The organism is Micromonospora acroterricola, from assembly GCF_003172955.1.
In the GTDB taxonomy this organism is placed as follows: Bacteria; Actinomycetota; Actinomycetes; order Mycobacteriales; family Micromonosporaceae; genus Micromonospora; species Micromonospora acroterricola.
In genome coordinates, this window is the sequence record NZ_QGKR01000196.1 from 1 (window position 1) to 19977 (window position 19977).

Genomic DNA, 19977 nt, shown 5'->3' on the forward strand with positions numbered 1-19977 from the left:
GTCCTCGGTGGCCGACCAGACCGGTCCGACGGTGTGGATCACCCACCGGGCCGGCAGCTCCCCGGCGGTGGTCGCCACCGCCTGTCCGGTGGGCAGGCCCCTGCCGTAGCGCGACGCCCGCAGCGCCCGGCACTCGACCAGGGTGATCTCCATGTCAGCGCTCCTCGATCGGCTGGCCGAGCGAGCGGCGGGCCAGCAGGGTGGCACCGGCCACCGCCGCCGGCATGACCAGCACGGCGCCGAGCGGGATCAGGAAGCAGAGGAACACCGCCACCCCGAAGCCCAGCGCGGCGGGCCGGTCGGCCTTGAGGATCGACCGGCGCTGCGGCAGCCGCATGCCGCGCCGGTAGAACGGGGCGCCGACCAGCTCCACGGCGAGGAACCAGCCACCCACCGCTGCCCCGATCACCGGGACCACCGTCTGGCCGACCACCGGAACGAAGCCGGCGAGGAAGAGCGGGATGCCGACCAGCGCAGTGAGGGCCACCAGCCGTACGGAGTCGGCGAGGCTGCGGCGCAGCGACGACCAGAAGGGCACCTCCACCGAACCCGGCGTGCCGCCGTACCGTTCCTCCACCCGCTCGGAGATCTTCTCGTAGAACGGGTCGCCGATGACCAGGGTGACGGCGGTGAAGCTGACCACGGCGAGCAGGCCACCGAGGCCCAGGAAGGCCAGCCCGGCGATCACCCGGAGCACATTGCGGGCGGTGGTCGACCAGTCGTCGGCGAACGGGGTGACCAGGGCGGCGATGTCGTCCACGAAGTACACCAGGGTCGCGAACGCGGCCACGAAGAGCACACCGGAGATCAACGCCGGCACGATGCCGAACAGCATCAGCTTCGGGCTGCGGACGTAGAGGCCGAGCCCACGCAGGAGCAGCCCGGCTCCCGCGAAGAAGCGTCCGACGGCCCCGGTGACCGGGTTGGCGATTCTGCTGGCGTCCACGATCGAGCAGCCTAGCGATCAGTGGGAACGGCCGCCGGGCGGCGCGTAGACGCAGCGCGTCGACAGGGATCCGTCCCTTGCACATCAACCGGTTGGTGGATCGCCGGGGTCAGCCGCTGCCACGAAAGGTCATCAACGGCTGGTCGATCCGCGGCCGAGCAGCAGCCACCAGGCTGAAGAGGTACGGATGCAACGGCGGAAGGCGGCACGATGCCGGTCATTGAGGTGACCAACCTGCACAAGCGGTACGGCGACCTGGTGGCCGTGGCCGACGTGTCGTTCACGGTCGAGGCCGGCGAGATCTTCGGGGTCCTCGGCCCGAACGGCGCCGGCAAGACCACCACCGTGGAGTGTGCCGCCGGGCTCCGCGTCCCGGACGGGGGCGGGGTGTCGGTCCTCGGGCTCGACCCCCGCCGGGACGCGGCCCAGCTCCGCCAGCGGGTCGGTGTGCAGCTCCAGGAGAGCCAACTGCCGGACCAGCTGCGGGTCTCCGAGGCGCTGGAGCTGTACGCCTCGTTCTACCGCGACCCGGCTGACCCGGCGGACCTGATCGACAGGTTGGGTCTGGGCGACAAGCGGAACACCGCGTACAAGAAGCTCTCCGGCGGTCAGAAGCAGCGACTGTCGATCGCGCTGGCGCTGGTCGGCAACCCGAGCGTCGCGATCCTGGACGAGCTGACGACCGGGCTGGACCCGCAGTCCCGGCGGGACACCTGGGCCCTCATCGAACAGATCCGGCACAGCGGCGTGACCATCGTGCTGGTCACCCACTTCATGGAGGAGGCCGAGCGGCTCTGCGACCGGGTCGCGGTGATCGACCGGGGACGGGTCGTCGCACTGGACAGCCCGGCCGGCCTGGTGTCGACGGTGCTTCCGGAGCAGCGGGTCCGGTTCCGGCCGTCCGCACCGGTGGACGACCGGCTCTTCACGGACCTGCCCGAGGTGACCGCCGTACAGCGCACCGGCAGCCAGGTGGTGGTGACCGGCACCGGTGATGTGTTGCACGCGGTCACCTCGGTGCTCGCCCGCACCCAGATCATCGTCGCCGACCTGCGGCTGGAGCAGTCCACCCTCGACGACGCGTTCGTCGAGCTGACCGGGCACCGGCCCGCCGAGTGAGGGAGAGCGACATGCACGCCTTCGGGCAGATCCTCAAGATCGAGACGCGGCTCTTCCTGCGGGACTTCGGCTCGCCGCTGACGACCGTCGCGTTGCCGCTCGCGCTGCTGCTGGTGTTCGGGCTGATCCCGGCGGGGCGCCAGCCGGAGGCGCAGTTCGGCGACCTGTCCTTCATCCAGTACTTCGCCCCCTCGTTGCTCGTGATCACGCTCGCCATGTCGGCGGTGAACATCCTGCCCACGGTGCTGGCCACCTACCGGGAACGGGGGGTGCTGCGCCGGCTGGCCACCACCCCGGCCAGCCCGGCCGCGCTGCTGGCCGCCCAACTGGTCCTCTCGCTCGCCACGATCCTGGTCAGCGCCGTACTGCTCATCGGGGTCGGCCGGTTGGCGTTCGACGTACCGCTGCCCCGGCGTCCGCTGGGCTTCACGCTGGCCCTCGTCCTCGGTACGGCGGCCCTGCTGGCCCTGGGCCTGCTGGTGGCGGCGGTGGCGCGGACTGCCAAGTCTGCGCAGGCGCTGGCCGTGCCGCTGTTCATGGCGGTCATGTTCTTCGGCGGCGTCTACGTGCCCCGGTTCCTCCTGCCGGACTTCCTGGTCCGGATCGGCGACTACACGCCACCCGGCGTGCAGGCGCTGCTCGACGCCTGGACCGGGACGTCGCCACACCCGCTGCACCTGGGGATAATGGCGGTGGTCGCGGTGGCCGCCGGCGCGACCGCCGCGAAACTCTTCCGCTGGGAGTGAGCAACAACTGATGACCAGCACCGCGGAACAGGTCGACCGGCTTGCCGTGTGGGAGGCGCGCGAGGCGAACGTCTACCGGGTCGTGCCGTTCGTCGGGCTGCTCGTCGGGACCGTGCTGGCACGCTTCGCGCCGGCCCCGGGCAGCCTGCCGTTCCCGCCGACCCTGGCCGTCGCCGTGGCGGCCGGCTGCTGGGTCGCCTGGTTCATCACTTTGCACCCGCAGTGGATCACCCGGCGTGCGCTGATGGCGGCCTACTACGTCGGGCTCCTCGCCGTCAGCGCCGTGCTGGTGGTGGCCAGCCCGTGGTATGGCTTCTTCGCCTGGGTCGGCTTCGTGCACGCGTTCCTCGTGCTTCCCGGCCGATGGCGGTTCGCCGGGGTGGCCGTGACCGGCGTACTGGTCGCCACCGCGCAGAGCGCGGGCCCACCCACCTCGGCGGCGCACTGGCTGCTCTGGTCAGTGCTCGTGCTGTTCAACGCCGGGGCGGCCGGCGCGGTGAGCTGGTTCGGCACCATCACCGAGCGACAGAACGCCAATCGCAAACTCCTGGTGGAGGAGCTGGCCGGGGCGAACCGGAAGCTCGCCGACGCGGCCCGGGAGAACGTGGGACTACACGCCCAACTGCTCACCCAGGCCAGGGAGGCCGGCGTGCTGGACGAGCGCCAGCGGATGGCCCGGGAGATCCACGACACCCTGGCCCAGGGGTTGACCGGCATCATCACCCAACTGGAGGCGGCCGAGCAGACCCGCGACCGCTCCGCCGACTGGCGTCGGCACGTGGACAACGCCCTCGCCCTGGCCCGGGAGAGCCTCACCGAGGCCCGTCGCTCGGTACGGGCGATCCGCCCGGAGCCGCTGGAGACGGCCCGCCTGCCGGACGCCCTCGCCGAACTGGGCGGGCGCTGGTCGGCCCTCAACGGGGTGCGCGCCGAGGTCGCCACCACCGGCACGCCTCGCCCGCTGCACCCGGAGGTCGAGGTGACCCTGCTGCGGGCCGCACAGGAGGCGCTGGCCAACGTGGCCCGGCATGCCGCCGCGTCGCGGGTCGGGCTGACTCTGTCGTACATGGAGGACATGGTCACCCTGGACGTCCGTGACGACGGGACGGGATTCGACGTCATCAACCAGCCGACGCCCCGGCAGCCGGGCGGCGGGTACGGGCTCACCGCCATGCGGCAGCGGGTGGCCCGGGTCGGCGGCGAGTTGGCCGTCGAGTCCGAGCCGGGCGTCGGCACCGCCATCTCGGCCTCCGTGCCCGCCCTGGCCGGGAGTGCCGGATGACCGGACCGGTCCGGCTGCTGATCGTCGACGACCATCCGGTGGTGCGGGACGGGCTGCGCGGCATGTTCACCGGCGATCCCGGGTTCGAGGTGGTCGGCGAGGCCGCGGACGGGGCCGAGGCGCTGGCCCTGGTCGCGACGATGCGTCCCGACGTGGTGCTGATGGACCTGCGGATGCCCGGGATGGACGGGGTGACCGCCATCGGACGGTTGGCCCGCTCCGGCAGCTCCCCCCGGGTGCTGGTGCTCACCACGTACGACACGGACGCGGACGTGCTACCGGCCATCGAGGCGGGCGCGACCGGCTACCTGCTCAAGGACGCGCCCCGCGAGGACCTGGTCCGGGCGGTACAGGCCGCCGCCCGAGGAGAGTCGGTGCTCGCGCCGAGCGTCGCCGGCCGGCTGATGGGACGGCTGCGCGCGCCGGCCGAGGAGCCGCTCAGCCAACGCGAACTGGAGGTGCTCACGCTGGTGGCCCGGGGTGCCTCGAACCGGGACGCGGCGGCCCGGCTGTTCATCAGCGAAGCCACCGTCAAAACACACCTGCTGCACGTGTACGCCAAGCTCGGGGTCAACGACCGAGCTGCGGCGGTGGCCACCGCGTACGACCGGGGGCTGCTCACGCCCGGCGGACGGTGAGCCGGACCGGGCAGGATGGGCGGATGCGCGCCTCCCGGTTGATCTCGTTGCTGTTGCTGTTGCAGGCGCGCGGGTCGATGACGGCGAGTGAGCTGGCGCGGGAGTTGGAGGTCTCCGAGCGGACCGTCTACCGGGACGTGCTGGCGCTCTCCGAGGCCGGGGTGCCGGTCTACGCCGACCGGGGTCGGGCCGGCGGGTACCGGCTGCTCGGCGGCTACCGGACCCGGCTGACCGGGCTGACCCGGGACGAGGCGGAGGCGCTCTTCCTCGCCGGCCTGCCCGGCCCGGCCGGCGACATGGGGCTCGCCGACGCGGTCGCCGCTGCCGAGCTCAAGGTGCTCGCGGCGCTGCCTCCCGCACTACGGGACGCCCCGGCCCGCGCCGGGCAGCGGTTCCACCTGGACGTGCCGGGCTGGTTCCGGGAGACCGGACCGCCGCCGTGGCTGGCGGAGTTGGCCCGGGCGGTCTGGCGGGACCGCGTCGTGCGGCTGCGCTACCGGCGCGGCGACCGGGAGGTGACCCGCCGGGTCCAGCCGTACGGGCTCGTGCTCAAGAGCGCGGTCTGGTATCTGGTCGGCCGGGTCGGCGACGACGCGCGCACCTACCGGGTGGACCGGGTCAGCGGGGTCGAGGTGGGCGAGGAGAGCTTCGACCGGGACGAGGACTTCGACCTGGCCGGGTACTGGCGGGAGCAGGCCGGGTCGTTCCTGCGGACCATGCTGCGGGCCGAGGTCGGCGTCCGGTTCAGCCCCGCCGGTCTGCGCCAGCTCCGACACCTGGTGGACGCCCCCTTCGTGTACGACGAGGTGGTTGCCGCCGCCACCCAGCCCGACGGGCAGGGCTGGGTGGCGGCCCGACTGCCGGTCGAATCCGTCACGGTGGCGTACCACCAACTGCTCGGGCTGGGCCCCGAGGTGGAGGTCCTCGATCCGCCGGAGCTGCGGGAAATGTTCGCCGAGGCTGCCGACCGGTTCGGCGCGCTCTACCGGTAGCCGGTGACGTCGGCCGGCCTGCCGGCGTCGACCACCTCGGTGATGTACCGGAACCCCTCCGGCTGACTGCCGTCGACGTCGGTGAACCCGTACACCTTGGACAGCGTGCCGGCGTCGACGGACATGCCGTTCCAGCGGGCCTTCTCCTCGTCGGCGGCGAGCGCGGCCACCGCTCGTCCGACGAAGACCGGCGTCTCGGAGATGAGGAAGTGGGGGTCGGTGGCCGCCCCGTCGCGCCAGTTCTCCTCGGTCACGCCGAAGTGGTCCAGCATGGCCTCGGAGCGGATCCAGCCGGGGGTGAGCGCGACGGCCGTGCCGCCGTGCGGCTTCAGCTCGTGCGCCTGGCTGAAGCCGAGCCGGTTGACCGAGGTCTTGGCCAGGTCGTAGAAGACCGAGAGACGGTAGTTCTCGTCGTTGTACGCCTTGGTGCCGTCGCCCATCTCCACCACCAGGCCGCCGGGCTTGCGGATCAGCAACGGCAGCGCGAAGTGGCTGGTGATGATGTGGGTGTCGATGGCCAGCCGCAGGGTGCGGAAGCCGGCGTCGAGCGGCTGCTCCCAGACCGGCTTCTCCCAGGTGACCAGCGGGTCGCCGCCCCAGATGTCGTTGACCAGCACGTCGAGGCGACCCTGTTCGGCGTCGATGCGGGCGACCAGGTCGCGGACCTGCTCGGGCACCAGGTGGTCGACCCGGACCGCGATGCCGGTGCCCCCGGCCGCGGTGACCAGCTCGGCGGTCTCCTCGATGGTCTCCGGCCGGTTCATCTCCGAGCGGCCGGCCCGGCTGCTGCGGCCGGTGGCGTACACGGTGGCCCCGGCCGCGCCGAGCTGGACGGCGATCTGCCGGCCGGCGCCCCGGGTCGCACCGGCGACGAGCGCGATCTTTCCTGCGAGCGGTTGTGTCATACCTGCGAGGCTGTCAGCAATACATGACAGCCGCCGTCCGAATTACCGGACGGGCCGGCGAGCGGCGGCGAAAGTGTCCGCACCGCCCTGCCCGGCCCGATTCCGGGTGTCACTGCACGTCGAACTCGTTGCCCTCCGGGTCGGCCATGGTGGTGTGCACGCTGCCGCGATCGGCGACCTCACCCAGCACGCTCGCACCGAGCCCGGTCAACCGCCGCACCGTCGCCTCCCGCTCCTCCGGGCCGACGTGCAGGTCGATGTGCAGCCGGTTCTTGACCTGCTTGCTCTCCGGCACCGCCTGGAACAGCAGCCGGCGGCCAAGACCGATGCCGCTGACCGGCTGAACCGGGTCGTCCGGGTGGCGGACCGCCGCGAGCTGCCGGAAGGCCAGCCGGCCGTCGACCTCGACGTACTCCTCCGGCCCGACCCTGCCGGCCGCGGCCAACTGGTCGATGAGGGCGCTGTTGTCCTCAAGCTCGTAGTCGAGGGCCGCCGCCCAGAACCGGGCCAGCGCGATCGGCTCCGCGCAGTCGATGACGAGCTTCCATGCCAGGGCCATCGGGTCTCCCTCATCCTCACCGGCGGACCGCGTCGTGCGGCCCCCCGGTAACCGTTTATAGTGGTTACGTGACCGACGTCGCAAGCGGAATCCCCCTGGTGTCGCTGCGAGGCGCCCGTTTTCTCTTCGATCCCGGCGCCCTCTGCCTGGAGTTCCTCACCACCGGCGGGCCCGGCATCGGGGCCCGCTACGAGGCCCTGCACCGCCCGGCGGATCTCGCCGACTGGCTGGCGCGGTCACGGCTGCGCCTGGACCCGGCCCAGGTCGACGTCGACCAGACGGACCTGGCCGACGGCCGGCGGATGCGGGACGCCCTGTGGCGGCTGGTCTGCGCCCGCACCGGCACACGACCGCCGGCCGACACACCCAGCGACTTCGACGCCACGCCCGCCGACCTCGACGCCCTCAACGAGGCGGCTGCCCATGCGCCGCTGGCTCCTCGGCTGGCCCCCGACGGGACCCGACACTGGGCGCTCCCGGCAACCGGTCGGCAGGTCATCGCCAGCATCGCCCGGGACGCGGTCGAGCTGCTCAGCGGGCCGTACGCCGACCGGATCCGGGAGTGCGGCGCGCACAACTGCTACCTCGTGTTCGTGGACACCTCACGCCCCGGACGACGCCGCTGGTGCAGCATGGAACGCTGCGGCAACCGGCACAAGGTCCGGTCGCTGCGCGCCCGCCGGGACGCCGACCCGGCGGACTGAACCGGCAGCGCCGCTCAGTCCGCGAGGCGGCAGCGCCGCTCAGTCCGCGAGGCGGCAGCGCCGCTCAGTCCGCGAGGCGGACGCGGACCCGGCGGTTGGCCCGGCCCTTGCTCTCCACCTTGACCACCTGCACCTTGCCGATCTGTGCGGTGGACGCGACGTGGGTGCCGCCGTCGGCCTGGACGTCCAGCCCGACGATGTCGACGATCCGGACCTCCTGCTCGTCCGGCGGGATGAGGTTGGACTGGGTACGGATGATGTCCGGCAGGGCCAGCGCCTCGGTGCGCGGCAGCACCCGGACGGCGACCGAACGATCGGCCGCGATCTCCGCGTTGACCAGCTCCTCGATGCGGCTCTTGAAGTCGGCCGGCACCTCGGGAAGGTTGAAGTCCATCCGGGCCTCGCCCGGCTTCATTCCACTCCTATGACGGATAAAGAATGAGGCCCACCACTGCCGCTCACCCAGCCTGCTGGCCCCACGGGCGGCGGCGCTGATCGAGGACGACCACCTGCGTACCGAACGCGCAGGTGTCTTCCATGTTGCTGGCCGCGGGCACCGAGTCCCACAGCTCCTTGTCCTCTTCTCCGTCGAGCAGTGTCTCCTGGCGACGCAGACGGACGTTCTCCCACTCGGCGTACTTCGCCCGCTTCTCGGCGCTCGCCTTGTCCCGCTCCAACCGGCGGGCCTTGATGCGGTAGCCACAGCCGACGGCAGTGACCACGCTGGCGATGAACGGCGCGATGGCCGCGACGGACACGACTTCGGGAAGCAGGATCACGTCGATGGCGTCAGCGACGCGCAGCGATGCGATGGAGGCGGCGATGACGGCGCTGGCGTTGCGGGCCCAGCGGAGGGTCCGATCCGGATTGAAGGGGTTGTGCACGTCTGATCAGCTCCGATCAAGGGTGGTGGTGGGACGGTGATCGGAGGTCGGGGTCGCGGATGCCCGCCTCCCGCCGGCCGTGGCCGGCTGGTGCCCGCTGTCGCGCCGCGGGCGAGGCTCGGTCAGGCGGGTCCGGGCTCGGGGTGTTCGGTGCGGCCGGCGAGGGTGTGGCTGCGGGGTCGGATCTGGGTGAGCCGGTGCAGCACGGGCCGGCTGTAGGCTCCGGCGACGTTGTCGGCGACGAGCTGCTCCCCGGTGGGCGGCGGCGGTTTGACGGCGGCCGTGGCGGCGGTCTGGACGGGACCGTCGTCGCCGGGGCAGGGCTTCCCGGGCCGCGGCGTCTCGGTGGCCGTGTCGGGCGCCGGCTGGTGTTGGCTGCGCCGTTGCTGCTTCCCGTCGCCGCTGCTGCGGGCGGGGTCGCTGTCGACGCGGCCGGTGTGACTCTCGCATTCGGCGGCGCGCGGGGCGGGCTCGGGCAGGGTGCCGGGCGGGTAGATGCCGTCGTCGACCGGTGGCGGCGTGGTGGCGGCGATGGGGCCGATGGTCACGGGCAGGTCGGCCGGCGTCGCCTCGGTGGGCTCGGCTACCGTCGCCGGCTCGGGCTCCACGGGTGCGACGTCCACGACGGGCTGGCTGTCACTCTGCTCCGGTGCCGGGGTGGACGCCGGCGGCGCCGGGACCACGACGACCGGCGGCGGCGGGGTGACCACAACGACGGGCGGCGGCGTGGCCGCTGGCGGGGTGGGGACGACCTCGACGACCGGCTCGACGACGGGCTCCACGACTTCCTCGACGACGTCCTGCACGGGGTTGGCCGGCGGCTCGTCGGGCGCCTGCGTGGGTTCGTCGGCCGGGCCGTCGTGTCCCTGCTCGGCCTGCTCCTGCTCGGGCGCCGGTTCCTCGCTGTGCTCAGGCTCCGGCTCGGCCGGCGGCTCAGGCTCGGCGGGCTTGGACGGCTCGGGGACGACCTCGGTGATGGGTTCGAGCGCACCCCCCGGCCGCTCGGTCACCACCAGCGCGGGTGTGTCGTCGGCGTGGGCGGCGTGGTCGCAGGCGGTGAGGCCGAGCCAGATGCCGCCGGCGAGGGCCGCACCGTACATGAGACGTTGGATCGTCCTGGTCTGCATGGCCCTCACCCCCCACGAGTGCTTGCCTCGGGGTCCTGCTGACAGGACCCCGGTGGTGCTTGTTGCTCCCGGTGAGTTGTTGAGCTCGGGAGTACCGCATCAGTGTCGTCGTGATCACTGCGAGACGCATATCGTTCCGTAGTTCCGTGCAGGTTGCACCTTGCGGCGGCGATCTTGGAACGTTCGGTCAGGATGGGATTCCTATGGAGCTGTCCGCTTGGTCCGCGTTGGGAGCGCTACCGCTTGCACCATTCGTAACTTCCGGTTCACCTGGCACCGCTGGCCGCGTCGCCCGCAGGCAGCTTCCACGCTACCAAGATCGCCGACCATGGCTCGCGTCTACGCGGTGGTGAAATCCGTTCGATCCGCAGCGTACGGGCCCTTTGGCTGCTGCTGACCCGTCCGGTACATGAGCACCGGCACCGTCGCGCCCAGCTCCATCCCGAGCGCGACACGCTCCGCCTCGGTGGGCATCCGCGACCAGATGGTGGAGCCGCGCGGAACCTTCACGGCGACGCGGGGAGGTGGCTCGACCACGTAGGTACCGTAGCCGCGCTCGGTCACCACAAGCCCTTCCTCGCGCAGGACCCGCAGCGCGGAGCGTGCGGTCGCCCTGCCCACCCCGTACTCCTGGGCAATGCGCCCCTCGTACGGGAGTCGATCGCCGGGCTGGAGTTGGCCGGTCTCGATCTGCGCGCGGAACAGGTCGGCGATCTGCCGGTAGGCAGGGTCGCGGCTCGACCTGTTGATCACGGTGGGGACGGTACGGACAGGCGGGCACATACAGCCCTACGGGTCAAAGCACATATGCGTACATGTTCGTTGGCCTGAAACGATCGATGGCCGCCCCGATCCGGAGCGGCCATCGTGTTGCGTGCAGCAGGATTAGCTGGCGGTGCCCAGCTCCCGCTGAAGGTGCTCCAGCACCCGATCGAACATCTTCGGTAGCAACTGCTGCACCTCGTCGAGGCTGGCCCACTTCACCTCGGCCAGCTCGTCCTCGTCACCGACGAACACGTCGAGCTTCCCCGTGGGGTAGCAGGCGAGGTAGACCATGGTGCGGCCGGTGTTCGGGTGGACGCGGCGGCCGATCTCCCGTTCGGCGGCCCTCACCAGTAGCCCGGTTTCCTCCTTGACCTCGCGGACGGCGGCGTCGGCCGAGGACTCCCCGGGTTCGATCTCACCGGCGATGAACGTCCACGGCGGGTTGCCGTCGTTGCGCCGGCCGATGAGCACGCCTCGCTCACTGGTGACGATGCTCGCGACAACGGGGCTGCGTTCGGGCGTGGTCGCGTCTTCGGGCACGTGGTCCCCCTTCTCGGTGCCGGCCGGCCGCCGGCCGGCGATGAATCGGTCGACGGCGCCGGTCGACACCATGCGGTATCGGCCGATCTCGGTGAGGTACCAGTCCACGCCTTCTCGGCCGAAGTGGCCGTGGTCGACCAGGCGACGGATGGTTTGGCCGCTGTCGTTGAAGCCGGCGTCGACGAGGCGCGCGCGGACCTGGTTGATGGTCAGGTATCCGCTCTCCGCCACGTCATCTCCCAGGTCTTCCAGGTCTTGCAAGTTGACCAATGGTCGCATGGCAAGGCCCGGCGAGGGAGCAGGCGGGGGACTCAACATGTGAGCACTCTACCAAGCTTTCCAACCTTTCCAAGTTGTGTCATGCTGGCCGGCATGGAGTACCGAGTGGACCTCTACGCCGCCGACGGCGTGTACCAGGACACCGTCGGGTTCGTCGCCCGCAACGAAGTCGAAGCCGTGATCACCGCGCGCGGCCTGGTCGTCGCCAAGGGCCTGGACCGTGCCCGCGTGTGGCGCAGGGACGGCGCCGGCCAGCTCCAGCACATCGAGTGGGTTGGGGCGGAGCGATGAGCGCCCGCCGTGGTGAGCGCCGCGCCCGTGGCCGCATCTACCTGATCGCCAGCTTGGTGCTGGTGGCCCTGTCGTTCCCGCTCGACGACGCTGCCGGGCTGGTGTGCTCTCTCTCGGGCGTCGCGTTCAGCGTCGCCGCCCTGCGGAACCTGCGCGGGGGTGCCCGATGACCGCCCGCCGGCCGTGGCTCAAGCACCTGCCCATCGGCATCGCGCTCACCCTCATCGCCGGGGTGTGGTTGGCCGGCGCGGTGTGGTCGTTCGAGGAGCAGACCCACTACGCCAAGGCGAACGGGTTCACCACCCCGCAGCTGCTGCCGCTGGTCCTCGACGGGATGGCCGTGGCGATGGCCGCCGTGTCGTGGGCCGCGAGCCTCGACGCCCGGCCGGCGGTGTTCGCCCGCCTGGTCACCGCCGTCGCCATCACGGCCAGCTCCGCGTCCAACGGCGCGTGGGCGTGGACCCGCTCCGACGGTGACGAGCAGACCATCGTCCTCGCCGCCGCTGTGCCGGTGTTGGCGATGCTGGCGTTCGAGGTGCTGCTGTCGGAGGTGCGCCGGCAGGTGCTGCGCCGTCGTGGTCAGCCGGGTCCGGTGGTGGTGATGCCGCCGCGTCTGATCCGGGTGGCGCTCGCCCCGTGGTCGACGCTGCGCGACTGGCGTCGGCTGGTGTTGGACGCGACGGACCCGCGCAAGTCGTTCGCGCCGGTCGCGCAGCCTGACCGCGCACCGGCCGTGAAGGTCGCCGCGCACGTTCCCGCGCAGCCGGTCGCGCAGCCCGCGCAGCCGCCTCGCGCACCTGAGGTGGAGCCGCCGCGCATGCCCGCGCGGGTGCAGCTTCCGCAGGTCGCGCAGGCTCCCGCGCGGCGCGGGCACGTCGTTCTGCGCACCCCCACGGAGCCGGTCACGGAGCCGTCGGCCGACGAGCGCGAGGCGGCTCTGGAGCGCGCGGTCGCGCGGGTGCGCGGCGGAGAGACGAAGCGCGCGGCTGCCCGCGCGGAGGGCGTCCCGGACTCGACTCTGCGCGACCGGTTGAAGCAGACCAACGGCCACTCGTTCGAGCCGGTCGCCACCCCATAAGCGCGGTGCCCGGTCCCACCTCCTACAGCCGGGCCGGGCACCGCCTCCAACCCCACGAGGAAGGAACCACCAATGTCCCAGACCGACATCGTCCTGGTCACCCGGGACCGCGCGCCTACCCGGCACCAGCCGGGCGATCACATCCACAGCCGCTGGCCGGGCGACGAGACGCTGGTCGCGAACGGTGCCGTCGCCGCCATGGTGCTGGTCGGCGGCGGAACGCTGATCGGCGGGTTCACCGGCCGGCTGGAGGTCGAGTCGCCGGTCACCGCCGCGCTGATCTTGCTGCTGTACGCGCTCGCGTGGGTGGCGCTGCGGGCTCGCCGCAACGCCGACCGTCACGCCGCACCCGCCGGGGAGCTGTCGTGAGCGTGGACGTGACGCAGCGTGAGGCTGCACTCTGCAATGCAGACTTCCCCGGCGGGGCCGCTGAGCGTGAGATCGACTCGACGGGGGCGGAAAGTCTGCACTCTGCAATCACCGACGGTGATGACCGGCCGACCACGACGGGCGAGTGGCTGGCCCGATTCGGCGACTACTGCACCCCGCCAGCGTTGCTCACCGAGCGCCGCCCCGCCGTCGAGCAGATGCGTCTCTACGCCCGGCGGGGCCGGTACACCGAGCAGCTGCACGGGCCGGCGCGCCGCCTCGGCCTGATCTGGCTGGGCGCGGTCGCCGTGCCCGCCCTGGTGGTGGCGCGCTTCGCCGAGTGGGTGCTGGAGCGGCCCGCCCGGTGCGCGGTCGCGGTGCTCACCGTGAAGGCCCTGTCGTTCCTGCCCCCGGTCGTCTGGCTGGTCGACCACGTCATCTCCCCCGGCGCCGACGCGGCGCTGTGGCTGTTTCTCTGACCCCCTGGGAGGTATCCCCATGAAAGTGCTCGCCTGGATCTGCTTCGCGCTCGCCGTGATCGGCGGGGCTGGCCTCGTCGGTGTCGGTCTCGGCTCCACCGTGATGGTCATCGCGATCATCGCTGCTCTCGCGATCATCGGCATCGACATCGCGAAGGACCGCGTCCCCAACCAGTACGCCGTCATCGGCGCGTTCGTGCTCCCGTCGCTGATCGTCTCGATCGACGGCACCATCCCGCGCTGGATCAGCGACCGTCTCGCCCAGCTCTGGGGTTGGGCGGAGAACCACCTGGGCGACTGGGTGGGCACGAGCACGGTCGGCTTGGCGCTCGCCGCGGTCGTCATCAGCTTCCTGGTGTCGTCGCGGACGATGAACCAGTCCAGGGGCTGGTAGCCGTGGAGATTGTCCTGCTCTGGTGCTTCGTCATCGCCTGGATGGGCAAGCGGGGTGCTGAGGATCTGGTTCACGCGGTGAAGGGCACCCCGAACCCGCGCTACGAGCTGAAGAAGCAGCGGGCGAAGGCGGCCGGTCACCGGCCGGCGCAGCAGCCCCGCTACGGCGGCCGGGAGTGGTTCGCGGATCTGTACTCGGACGCTCTGGCCGCGCACACGGAGAAGCGTCGGAAGTCGGCTGCGGCGAGGGCCCGTCCGGTTGACGACATGGTCGGCATCGTGCGGGAGCCGAAGCCACAGCCGGAGCGCGGTGAGCCGGAGTGGCTGACGCCGGACCCGGACGAGCTGAGCGGGTCGTCGGTGGTGCACGACGACCAACACCCGTACTGCCTGGAGCCGTGCGGCCCGGCGTGTGGTCGGGAGGCGTGGCGGTGTGGCCGGTGCGGTGCCGGTGAGTTCGGTTTCATGACGCGGGCCAGAGCCCAGGAGTCGGCCAGCAATCACCGCTGCCTCGCCGACGAGACCCTGGCGCAGGTCATCCAGTTCCCCAACATCAAGAAGATCGAGAAGGAGATCACCATGCCCAACTCTGAGGCCACCGGCCTGACCACCGCCATCGCGTTCGCTGACGCGGCGGCCACCGCCCACCAGGAGTTCTCCACCGCCGGCAGCGAGGGCTACGCCGGGTCGCTGGAGCAGATGGGCTTCGGTCCCAGCATCACTGGCCTTGCCGCTGAGGCCCGGGAGGCGTCGGGCACTGCCACCGAGAAGTGGAACGCGCTGTCCAACGCGATGAAGGACTTCATGCAGGGCCGCGAGTTCTACGCCAACAACCCGGACGCGCCGGAGAAGGTCGCGCTCGTCAACGAGTAACCCCGGCTCCCGCCGTGCGGCGCAGACGCTTCCCCGGTCTGCGCCGCCGCGGTGGAAGCCGGGACACCCCGAGGGAGAACCACATGAGCACGACAACCGAGGTGCCCCAGCAGGCGGCGCCGGTCGAGGGTGGCTTGCGTCAGCAGCTCGCCCCGCACGCCGCCGTGGGCGCGCTCGTCGTCGCGGCCGGCGCCGCCCGCATCGCCGTGCACGCCGTCGGCGACGAGAAGGCCGTCGCGGTGTGGGTGGCCGGTGCAGCGTTCGTCATCGCCGTGGTGGCCGCGTCCAGGATTCGCCGTCGGGTGTTCGACAAGAAGGCCCGCCGTCGGGCTCTGGCGTTCGTGGCGGTCGCGGTGGGCTGGCTCACCGGCGTGACCCTCGCCGGCCTGTCGCTGGGCGCGATCGGCCTGCTGATGGCGGTCGGGTACGGGCTGTCGATGCACTGGTGGCGACAGCACCCGGTGGGGTTGATCCAGCCGAAGGTGACCCGGTCGGCGTACCAGCGGCTGTGGGCGGAGAACGTCGGCAGCTCCGACGGGGTGCTGCCCGGGTCGCGCCTGACCAACGCCGAGCCCATCGGCGCGGGAATCCGATACACGCTGCGGCTGCGCCCCGGCAAGCAGCACGTCGGGATGGTCGTGGACAAGATGAAGACGGTCCGGGGTGGGCTGAAGCTGCGTGGCGACCAGCAGCTCATCGTCGAGGCGCACCCGACGGAGCCGGAGCCGACCGCGCTGTTGACGGTCGTCACCAACTCTCCCGTCCAGAAGGGCGTGCTGTGGCCCGGCCCGGCAGCGTTCGACTCGGAGACCGGTCGGGTGCAGCTCGGCCCCTACGCCGACGGTGAGGGCACCGCCTTCTGGCGGGCGTACACCGACAACCGGCTGTGGGGTGGCTTCATCCAGGGCGGCACCGGGTCGGGCAAGTCCCGGCTCATCGACTCGCTGGCCATGTCGCTGGCGTCCAGCACCTCGCACCCGACGGTGGTCTGGTACGGCGACGGGCAGGGTGGGGCGTCGTCGCCGCTGCTCATGCGCCACGCGGACTTGTTCGCGGGCACGTTCGAGCGGATCCTCGCGATGGTCGCCGGGATGCACTTCGTGATGCTGCTGCGCCAGCGGGAGAACGTCCAGCATGGGCACGAGGGCTTCACCCCGACCGCCGACCGGCCGGGCCTGCTCGGGATCATCGACGAGTGCCACAAGCCGCTGCTGGAGGCGGAGAACCCGGAGTACTGGAAGCGGACCCAGCAGCTCGCCGCGACGATCTCCCGTGAGGGCGGCAAGGTCGGGGTCGCGCTGGTGTTGGCCAGCCAGGAGCCGACTCTCAACGCGTTCGGCGGCGCCGGCTCGCGGTACTGCGAGGCGCTGCGGTCGAGTCTGCTCACCGGCAACGGCATCATGCTGGCCGGCGACGACCCGAACGCGAAGACCATCTTCGGGGTGAAGGAGAACCCGAAGGAGTTCCCGACCGGCGGCGGTTACGGGTTGGTGGCGAAGCCAGCGCCGGGTGCCCGTCAGGCGCTGTTCCGCAGCACCTACCTGGACGATCGTTCGAAGACGATTTGGCCGACTCGGTTCACGTGGCGGTCGCTCGATGGGACGCAGGCGGGTGTGGCCGTCCAGGGCTACCGCACTCGTGAGCGGACCTTCGCCGAGCGCAGGGCGGTGGTCGACGGGGTGTCGCTGATCGCCGAGCCGCGTCGGCCCGAGCCGGCTGCGGGCGGGGACGGTGCCGCGCTGGAGTCGTTCGGTGGGGCGGCGTTCCCGTCCTGGTCGGTGATGGTGGCGCAGGCGCAGCAGGAGGCGCGCAAGCTGCTCGGCCCGAGCCACGCCAAGGTGGTCGATGCGATCCGGGCGGGACACACCAGCCCGGCGCGGATCGCGGAGGCGATTGAGCTGTCGGTGCGGCAGGTGCACAACCTGCTCGGTGACCTGGCCGAGGCAGGTCAGGTGCGCGGTGGTGGCCGCCAGTACGAGGCGGTTAACCAGGCTGCCTGACCGCGAAACGAGACCCGGCAGGCCCAGATCGCCGCCGAGAACCGACCAACCCAACCCCACAGAAGGAGACACCACATGTCGATCGTGAAGCTGTTCGCCATCGCAGGGGCGGCGGGCATCGCCGGCGCCGCGTTGCTGCTGGTGGCCGCCATGTACCTCGTCATCCCGGCCCTCGGTTACTGACCGCACCACATCGCGCGCTCCCCGTCCTGGTGGCGGGGAGCGCGTATTACGTCCGTCCCTTGATCGGTATCTTGGGGCGACGACACCGCCTGAACGGTGGTCCTCACTCGTTGCCGCTGGTCGGTAGCCTGCCGGGCATGACCCTCCCCATCGATCCGCGTGACGACCAGGCGCGCATTCCGCAGCAGCCCACCCCCACGCAACCCCAGCCCACCGAGCCCGACACCACGCCGCCCCGACGGGCATCCCGCCGTTGGCCGTGGATTGCCGCCGCAGTGCTCGTCGGCCTGGTTGCCGTTGGTGGGCTCGCGTACGCGTTGATGCCCAGCGACGAGGACGAGGCCGTTGAGCGCTGCCAGGCGGCAATCTCGGGCCAGTTGAAGTCCCCGGCGACGGCCGAGTACGCCGACGACGTCACGGTCAGCGGTGAGGAAGGGAACTTCGGCACCTACTACGAGGTGACCGGGCAGGTGGACGCGGAGAACGGGTTCGGGGCGTTGGTGCGGGGCGACTACCGTTGCAAGGTGCAGCGGGAGCAGGATGGCAGTTGGACGGTTACGGAGTCGTCGTTCGATCAGCGCTGAGCCCGGACAGCGCGAAGCGCCCCCTGCCCAGCCGTGATGGCCGAGCAGGGGGCGCAGTGCGTTGCGGGTGGGGCTACACCGTGCGAGCGACGTTCCCGGTCGGCTCGACGGGGCTGACCTGCGGGCGGACGCCGGCCAGCGCGAACAGGGCCAGCACCGCACCCGACACGGCGCCGGTGACGCCGTCGGGGACGTTCATGCCGTACTCGGCGACCAGTGCCGCGCCGGCGGCGACGACGCCGGTGAAGAGGGCCGGGGCGACGGGCCGGGTGGTGACGGCGATGATGCACGCGGCGACGAACGCGGTGATCGCGGCGGCGGCTCCGGCGTCGATGCCGGGGACGTTGAGTGAGGCGAGCACGGTGAGCGCGGCGCCGACGGCGCCGATGATGAGGGCGGGCTCGCGGCCGAATACCTTCACGGTCTCTCCTAGGGTGTGGGTGTGCAGCTGTACGAGCAGACGCCGGACGGCATCGCTGAGGTGCCCCGCCCCTGTCCGGCTGGGCACACGGAAACGACCCCCGCGTGGGGGTCCTGCAAGGTGGATCAGTGCTGGCAGATGGGCCGCCAGTGGCGGTGCCAGCGGACCGGGTGCGGGCTCGTAACCCAGCACGAGCACCAGTGCGGCGCTACAGGTGGCGGCCGTTGATGGTGCCGCCCGGGTCACGGACCATCACCCGCAGTTGATCGATCTCGATGCCGGGCGTCAGGATGGCCGCGCGCCACGACCGCAGCGTCGCCACTGCGGCATCGATCTCACCGGTCAGCTCCCGCATCTGCTGGCGTGCCTGCGCGGCCTCGGCGCGGGCAGCCACGGCTTCCCGCTCCGCCTCAGCGGTGCGTTCCTGTAACTCGTTGACCTGCTTCAACGCGCTGTCAGTGAGCAGGGACACCGCGTCAGCTCTCGTCCTCGGCCGGTTGAACAACCCCCCGACCAGCGTGGTGATGATGCCGGCCACCCCGCCGCCGCTCACGCACGTCAACACCAGCGCCCAACCATTCACGACCGTTCCCCCGCCTGCTGTACGGCCCTGATGCCCCGGCCCACCTGCCATCCCCGCCACGCCGACGCACCCGCCCAGGACAGGCAGAACGCCACCGCGAACGTCGCCTCCGGCCGGCCACTGGCGAGCAGCGCCAGCCCGTACAGCAGCGGCGCCGCCGCCTGCCCCTGCATCGCCGCCAGTTCCAGCACCAACGCCCGATACGTGTCGGGCAGCAGGATCGAGACCAGGCCGATGACGCCGGAGCTGAGCAGCAGCAGGTACCAGGTCCACAGGACCCACGGCGCGACGAGCTGCTCGACGGTGGTGGGTGGTTTCGCGCCGAGGACGAACGCGCCGCCGGCGAGCGCGGACAGGATCAGGAACATCACCTCGTGTGGTCGGTGTCTGCCGGTGACGACGATGGTCGGCACGCGGCTACTCGGCCAGGCGGGCGGTCAGCTCGTCGGCGACCTGCTTGGCGAGGGTGGTGGGGATCGCCGCGGCGATGGCGGTCGGGTCCAACCCGGCCAGCACCCCGGCCACGATGGCGGGCTCGTCGGTGAAGTCCTTCCCGGCGAGCTGCGCCAGCAGCGACTCGATGCGGGCCAGGGCCTGCTGCTCCACGCTGACCTGGTTGCCCTTGAACTGGGCGTAGTGCAGGTCGGCGAGGGCTTGACGCTCCGACGGGCCCTTCTCGTAGATCGGGGTCTTGGTGTCGAGTGCCATGTCGTCTCCCTGGAAGTCGGCGAGGCTCTCGCCCCGCAGGATGGACAGGACCGCCTCGGCGGCCTTCGGGTCGTTGACGTACCGGCGGCGGATCTCCAGGTGGACGTGCCACTCGTGGTCGTCCGTTGCCGTGGAGACGGAGCCCGCGTACCAGTCGTAGCGGCCCGGGTTGCCGTTGCCGTCCCAACCGTTGTGGGCGTTGATGTACTTGGCCCGGGGGTCGTTGGCCCGGTTGCGCCACACGGCGCACAGGCGGGCGTGGCAGACCTTCATGTCGGCCAAGCTGAGGTTCATGTCGATGGCGGCGGCGCAGTCACGCGGCCACGCACCGGGCGGCGCCTTGTCGTCGGGGCGGGTCACCGAGTAGTCGGACCGGTTGACCTGGTCTTCGATGCTGATGTGGTAGCCGCCCCGCTTGGCGTGGCGGGTGTCGCCGACGATGCCGGAGATGACCGCCGACTTGTAGAGCTTCTTCCATCCGGCGGCGAGGCCGGTCAGGACGGGGGTTGCTCTGGTGGTCACAGTCCCT

26 protein-coding genes and 2 pseudogenes are annotated in these 19977 nt (G+C 71.5%); 15 read left to right on the top strand and 13 right to left on the bottom strand.

Annotation, left to right across the window (positions count from 1 at the left end; translation table 11 throughout):
- Window positions 1–141, bottom strand: a pseudogene (locus DKT68_RS15085) (macro domain-containing protein); the annotation flags it as partial.
- A gap of 13 nt (window positions 142–154) precedes the next feature.
- Window positions 155–946 carry an EI24 domain-containing protein gene (locus DKT68_RS15090; RefSeq protein ID WP_109818041.1) on the bottom strand — a complete coding sequence of 264 codons (792 nt, stop codon included), beginning with the start codon at window positions 944–946 and terminating at the stop codon, window positions 155–157.
- A gap of 210 nt (window positions 947–1156) precedes the next feature.
- On the opposite strand from DKT68_RS15090, the gene DKT68_RS15095 reads away from it, so the two are divergent.
- The 5 genes from DKT68_RS15095 to DKT68_RS15115 are packed head-to-tail and all read left to right on the top strand — an operon-like array spanning window position 1157 to window position 5723.
- Window positions 1157–2065: an ABC transporter ATP-binding protein gene (locus DKT68_RS15095; protein WP_109818042.1), complete on the top strand. Its 909-nt coding sequence runs from the start codon at window positions 1157–1159 to the stop codon at window positions 2063–2065.
- An 11-nt stretch (window positions 2066–2076) separates the two neighbouring features.
- Complete coding sequence (locus DKT68_RS15100; RefSeq protein WP_109818096.1) at window positions 2077–2811, top strand: ABC transporter permease; 735 nt, start codon at window positions 2077–2079, stop codon at window positions 2809–2811.
- Between the two features lie 10 nt (window positions 2812–2821).
- The gene (locus DKT68_RS15105; RefSeq protein WP_109818043.1) at window positions 2822–4093 is read left to right on the top strand and encodes a sensor histidine kinase; all 1272 of its coding nucleotides are present in this window, start codon (window positions 2822–2824) and stop codon (window positions 4091–4093) included.
- Window positions 4090–4731, top strand: a complete 642-nt coding sequence (locus tag DKT68_RS15110; protein WP_109818044.1) for a response regulator — start codon at window positions 4090–4092, stop codon at window positions 4729–4731. The genes DKT68_RS15105 and DKT68_RS15110 overlap by 4 nt, the downstream gene beginning before the upstream one ends.
- Window positions 4732–4754: 23 nt before the next feature.
- Window positions 4755–5723, top strand: coding sequence for a helix-turn-helix transcriptional regulator (locus DKT68_RS15115; protein ID WP_109818045.1), 969 nt, complete (start codon window positions 4755–4757; stop codon window positions 5721–5723).
- Here the strand turns inward: DKT68_RS15115 and DKT68_RS15120 are convergent.
- The gene (locus DKT68_RS15120) at window positions 5714–6628 is read right to left on the bottom strand and encodes an SDR family oxidoreductase (RefSeq protein ID WP_109818046.1); all 915 of its coding nucleotides are present in this window, start codon (window positions 6626–6628) and stop codon (window positions 5714–5716) included. The genes DKT68_RS15115 and DKT68_RS15120 overlap by 10 nt on opposite strands.
- 109 nt (window positions 6629–6737) lie before the next feature.
- Window positions 6738–7187 (bottom strand): VOC family protein, encoded by a 450-nt coding sequence (locus DKT68_RS15125; RefSeq protein ID WP_109818047.1) that lies wholly within the window; start codon window positions 7185–7187, stop codon window positions 6738–6740.
- 68 nt (window positions 7188–7255) lie between these two features.
- Here DKT68_RS15125 and DKT68_RS15130 point away from each other — a divergent pair, with 68 nt between their 5' ends.
- Window positions 7256–7891 (top strand): CGNR zinc finger domain-containing protein, encoded by a 636-nt coding sequence (locus tag DKT68_RS15130; protein ID WP_201749048.1) that lies wholly within the window; start codon window positions 7256–7258, stop codon window positions 7889–7891.
- 64 nt (window positions 7892–7955) lie between these two features.
- On the opposite strand, the pseudogene DKT68_RS15135 reads toward DKT68_RS15130, so the two are convergent.
- The 5 genes and pseudogenes from DKT68_RS15135 to DKT68_RS15155 form a co-directional block, all read right to left on the bottom strand.
- Window positions 7956–8306: pseudogene (locus DKT68_RS15135) on the bottom strand (alanyl-tRNA editing protein); the annotation flags it as partial.
- Between the two features lie 43 nt (window positions 8307–8349).
- Window positions 8350–8775 (bottom strand): hypothetical protein, encoded by a 426-nt coding sequence (locus DKT68_RS15140; RefSeq protein ID WP_109818048.1) that lies wholly within the window; start codon window positions 8773–8775, stop codon window positions 8350–8352.
- 122 nt (window positions 8776–8897) lie between these two features.
- Complete coding sequence (locus DKT68_RS15145; protein ID WP_146218374.1) at window positions 8898–9902, bottom strand: hypothetical protein; 1005 nt, start codon at window positions 9900–9902, stop codon at window positions 8898–8900.
- 339 nt (window positions 9903–10241) lie between these two features.
- Complete coding sequence (locus DKT68_RS15150; protein ID WP_236646907.1) at window positions 10242–10655, bottom strand: GntR family transcriptional regulator; 414 nt, start codon at window positions 10653–10655, stop codon at window positions 10242–10244.
- 132 nt (window positions 10656–10787) lie between these two features.
- On the bottom strand, window positions 10788–11438 hold the full coding sequence (locus DKT68_RS15155; protein WP_201749049.1) for an NUDIX domain-containing protein: 651 nt from the start codon (window positions 11436–11438) through the stop codon (window positions 10788–10790).
- A 141-nt stretch (window positions 11439–11579) separates the two neighbouring features.
- On the opposite strand from DKT68_RS15155, the gene DKT68_RS15160 reads away from it, so the two are divergent.
- The 9 genes from DKT68_RS15160 (at window position 11580) to DKT68_RS15195 (ending at window position 17736) form a co-directional block, all read left to right on the top strand.
- On the top strand, window positions 11580–11777 hold the full coding sequence (locus DKT68_RS15160) for a hypothetical protein (protein WP_146218375.1): 198 nt from the start codon (window positions 11580–11582) through the stop codon (window positions 11775–11777).
- Window positions 11774–11947: a hypothetical protein gene (locus DKT68_RS31185; protein WP_161556668.1), complete on the top strand. Its 174-nt coding sequence runs from the start codon at window positions 11774–11776 to the stop codon at window positions 11945–11947. The genes DKT68_RS15160 and DKT68_RS31185 overlap by 4 nt, the downstream gene beginning before the upstream one ends.
- Complete coding sequence (locus tag DKT68_RS15165; RefSeq protein WP_109818052.1) at window positions 11944–12855, top strand: DUF2637 domain-containing protein; 912 nt, start codon at window positions 11944–11946, stop codon at window positions 12853–12855. Before DKT68_RS31185 ends, DKT68_RS15165 begins: the two co-directional genes overlap by 4 nt.
- A 72-nt stretch (window positions 12856–12927) precedes the next feature.
- Window positions 12928–13224: a hypothetical protein gene (locus DKT68_RS15170; protein ID WP_109818053.1), complete on the top strand. Its 297-nt coding sequence runs from the start codon at window positions 12928–12930 to the stop codon at window positions 13222–13224.
- Window positions 13221–13703: a hypothetical protein gene (locus tag DKT68_RS15175; protein WP_146218376.1), complete on the top strand. Its 483-nt coding sequence runs from the start codon at window positions 13221–13223 to the stop codon at window positions 13701–13703. The genes DKT68_RS15170 and DKT68_RS15175 overlap by 4 nt, the downstream gene beginning before the upstream one ends.
- Before the next feature lie 19 nt (window positions 13704–13722).
- Window positions 13723–14097 (top strand): hypothetical protein, encoded by a 375-nt coding sequence (locus tag DKT68_RS15180; protein WP_109818055.1) that lies wholly within the window; start codon window positions 13723–13725, stop codon window positions 14095–14097.
- A 2-nt stretch (window positions 14098–14099) separates the two neighbouring features.
- On the top strand, window positions 14100–14969 hold the full coding sequence (locus DKT68_RS15185; protein ID WP_109818056.1) for a hypothetical protein: 870 nt from the start codon (window positions 14100–14102) through the stop codon (window positions 14967–14969).
- Between the two features lie 83 nt (window positions 14970–15052).
- A complete protein-coding gene (locus DKT68_RS15190) occupies window positions 15053–16969 on the top strand; it encodes a hypothetical protein (protein ID WP_109818057.1) in 1917 nt (638 codons plus the stop codon).
- A 320-nt stretch (window positions 16970–17289) separates the two neighbouring features.
- Window positions 17290–17736, top strand: coding sequence for a hypothetical protein (locus DKT68_RS15195; RefSeq protein WP_109818058.1), 447 nt, complete (start codon window positions 17290–17292; stop codon window positions 17734–17736).
- A gap of 73 nt (window positions 17737–17809) precedes the next feature.
- Here the strand turns inward: DKT68_RS15195 and DKT68_RS15200 are convergent, their stop codons facing one another.
- The 4 genes from DKT68_RS15200 to DKT68_RS15215 form a co-directional block, all read right to left on the bottom strand.
- Window positions 17810–18157: a hypothetical protein gene (locus tag DKT68_RS15200; protein WP_109818059.1), complete on the bottom strand. Its 348-nt coding sequence runs from the start codon at window positions 18155–18157 to the stop codon at window positions 17810–17812.
- 208 nt (window positions 18158–18365) lie between these two features.
- Window positions 18366–18695, bottom strand: coding sequence for a hypothetical protein (locus DKT68_RS15205; protein WP_146218377.1), 330 nt, complete (start codon window positions 18693–18695; stop codon window positions 18366–18368).
- 41 nt (window positions 18696–18736) lie between these two features.
- A complete protein-coding gene (locus tag DKT68_RS15210; protein WP_109818061.1) occupies window positions 18737–19153 on the bottom strand; it encodes a hypothetical protein in 417 nt (138 codons plus the stop codon).
- 4 nt (window positions 19154–19157) lie between these two features.
- On the bottom strand, window positions 19158–19970 hold the full coding sequence (locus DKT68_RS15215; protein ID WP_109818062.1) for a hypothetical protein: 813 nt from the start codon (window positions 19968–19970) through the stop codon (window positions 19158–19160).
- Window positions 19971–19977: the final 7 nt, after the last annotated feature.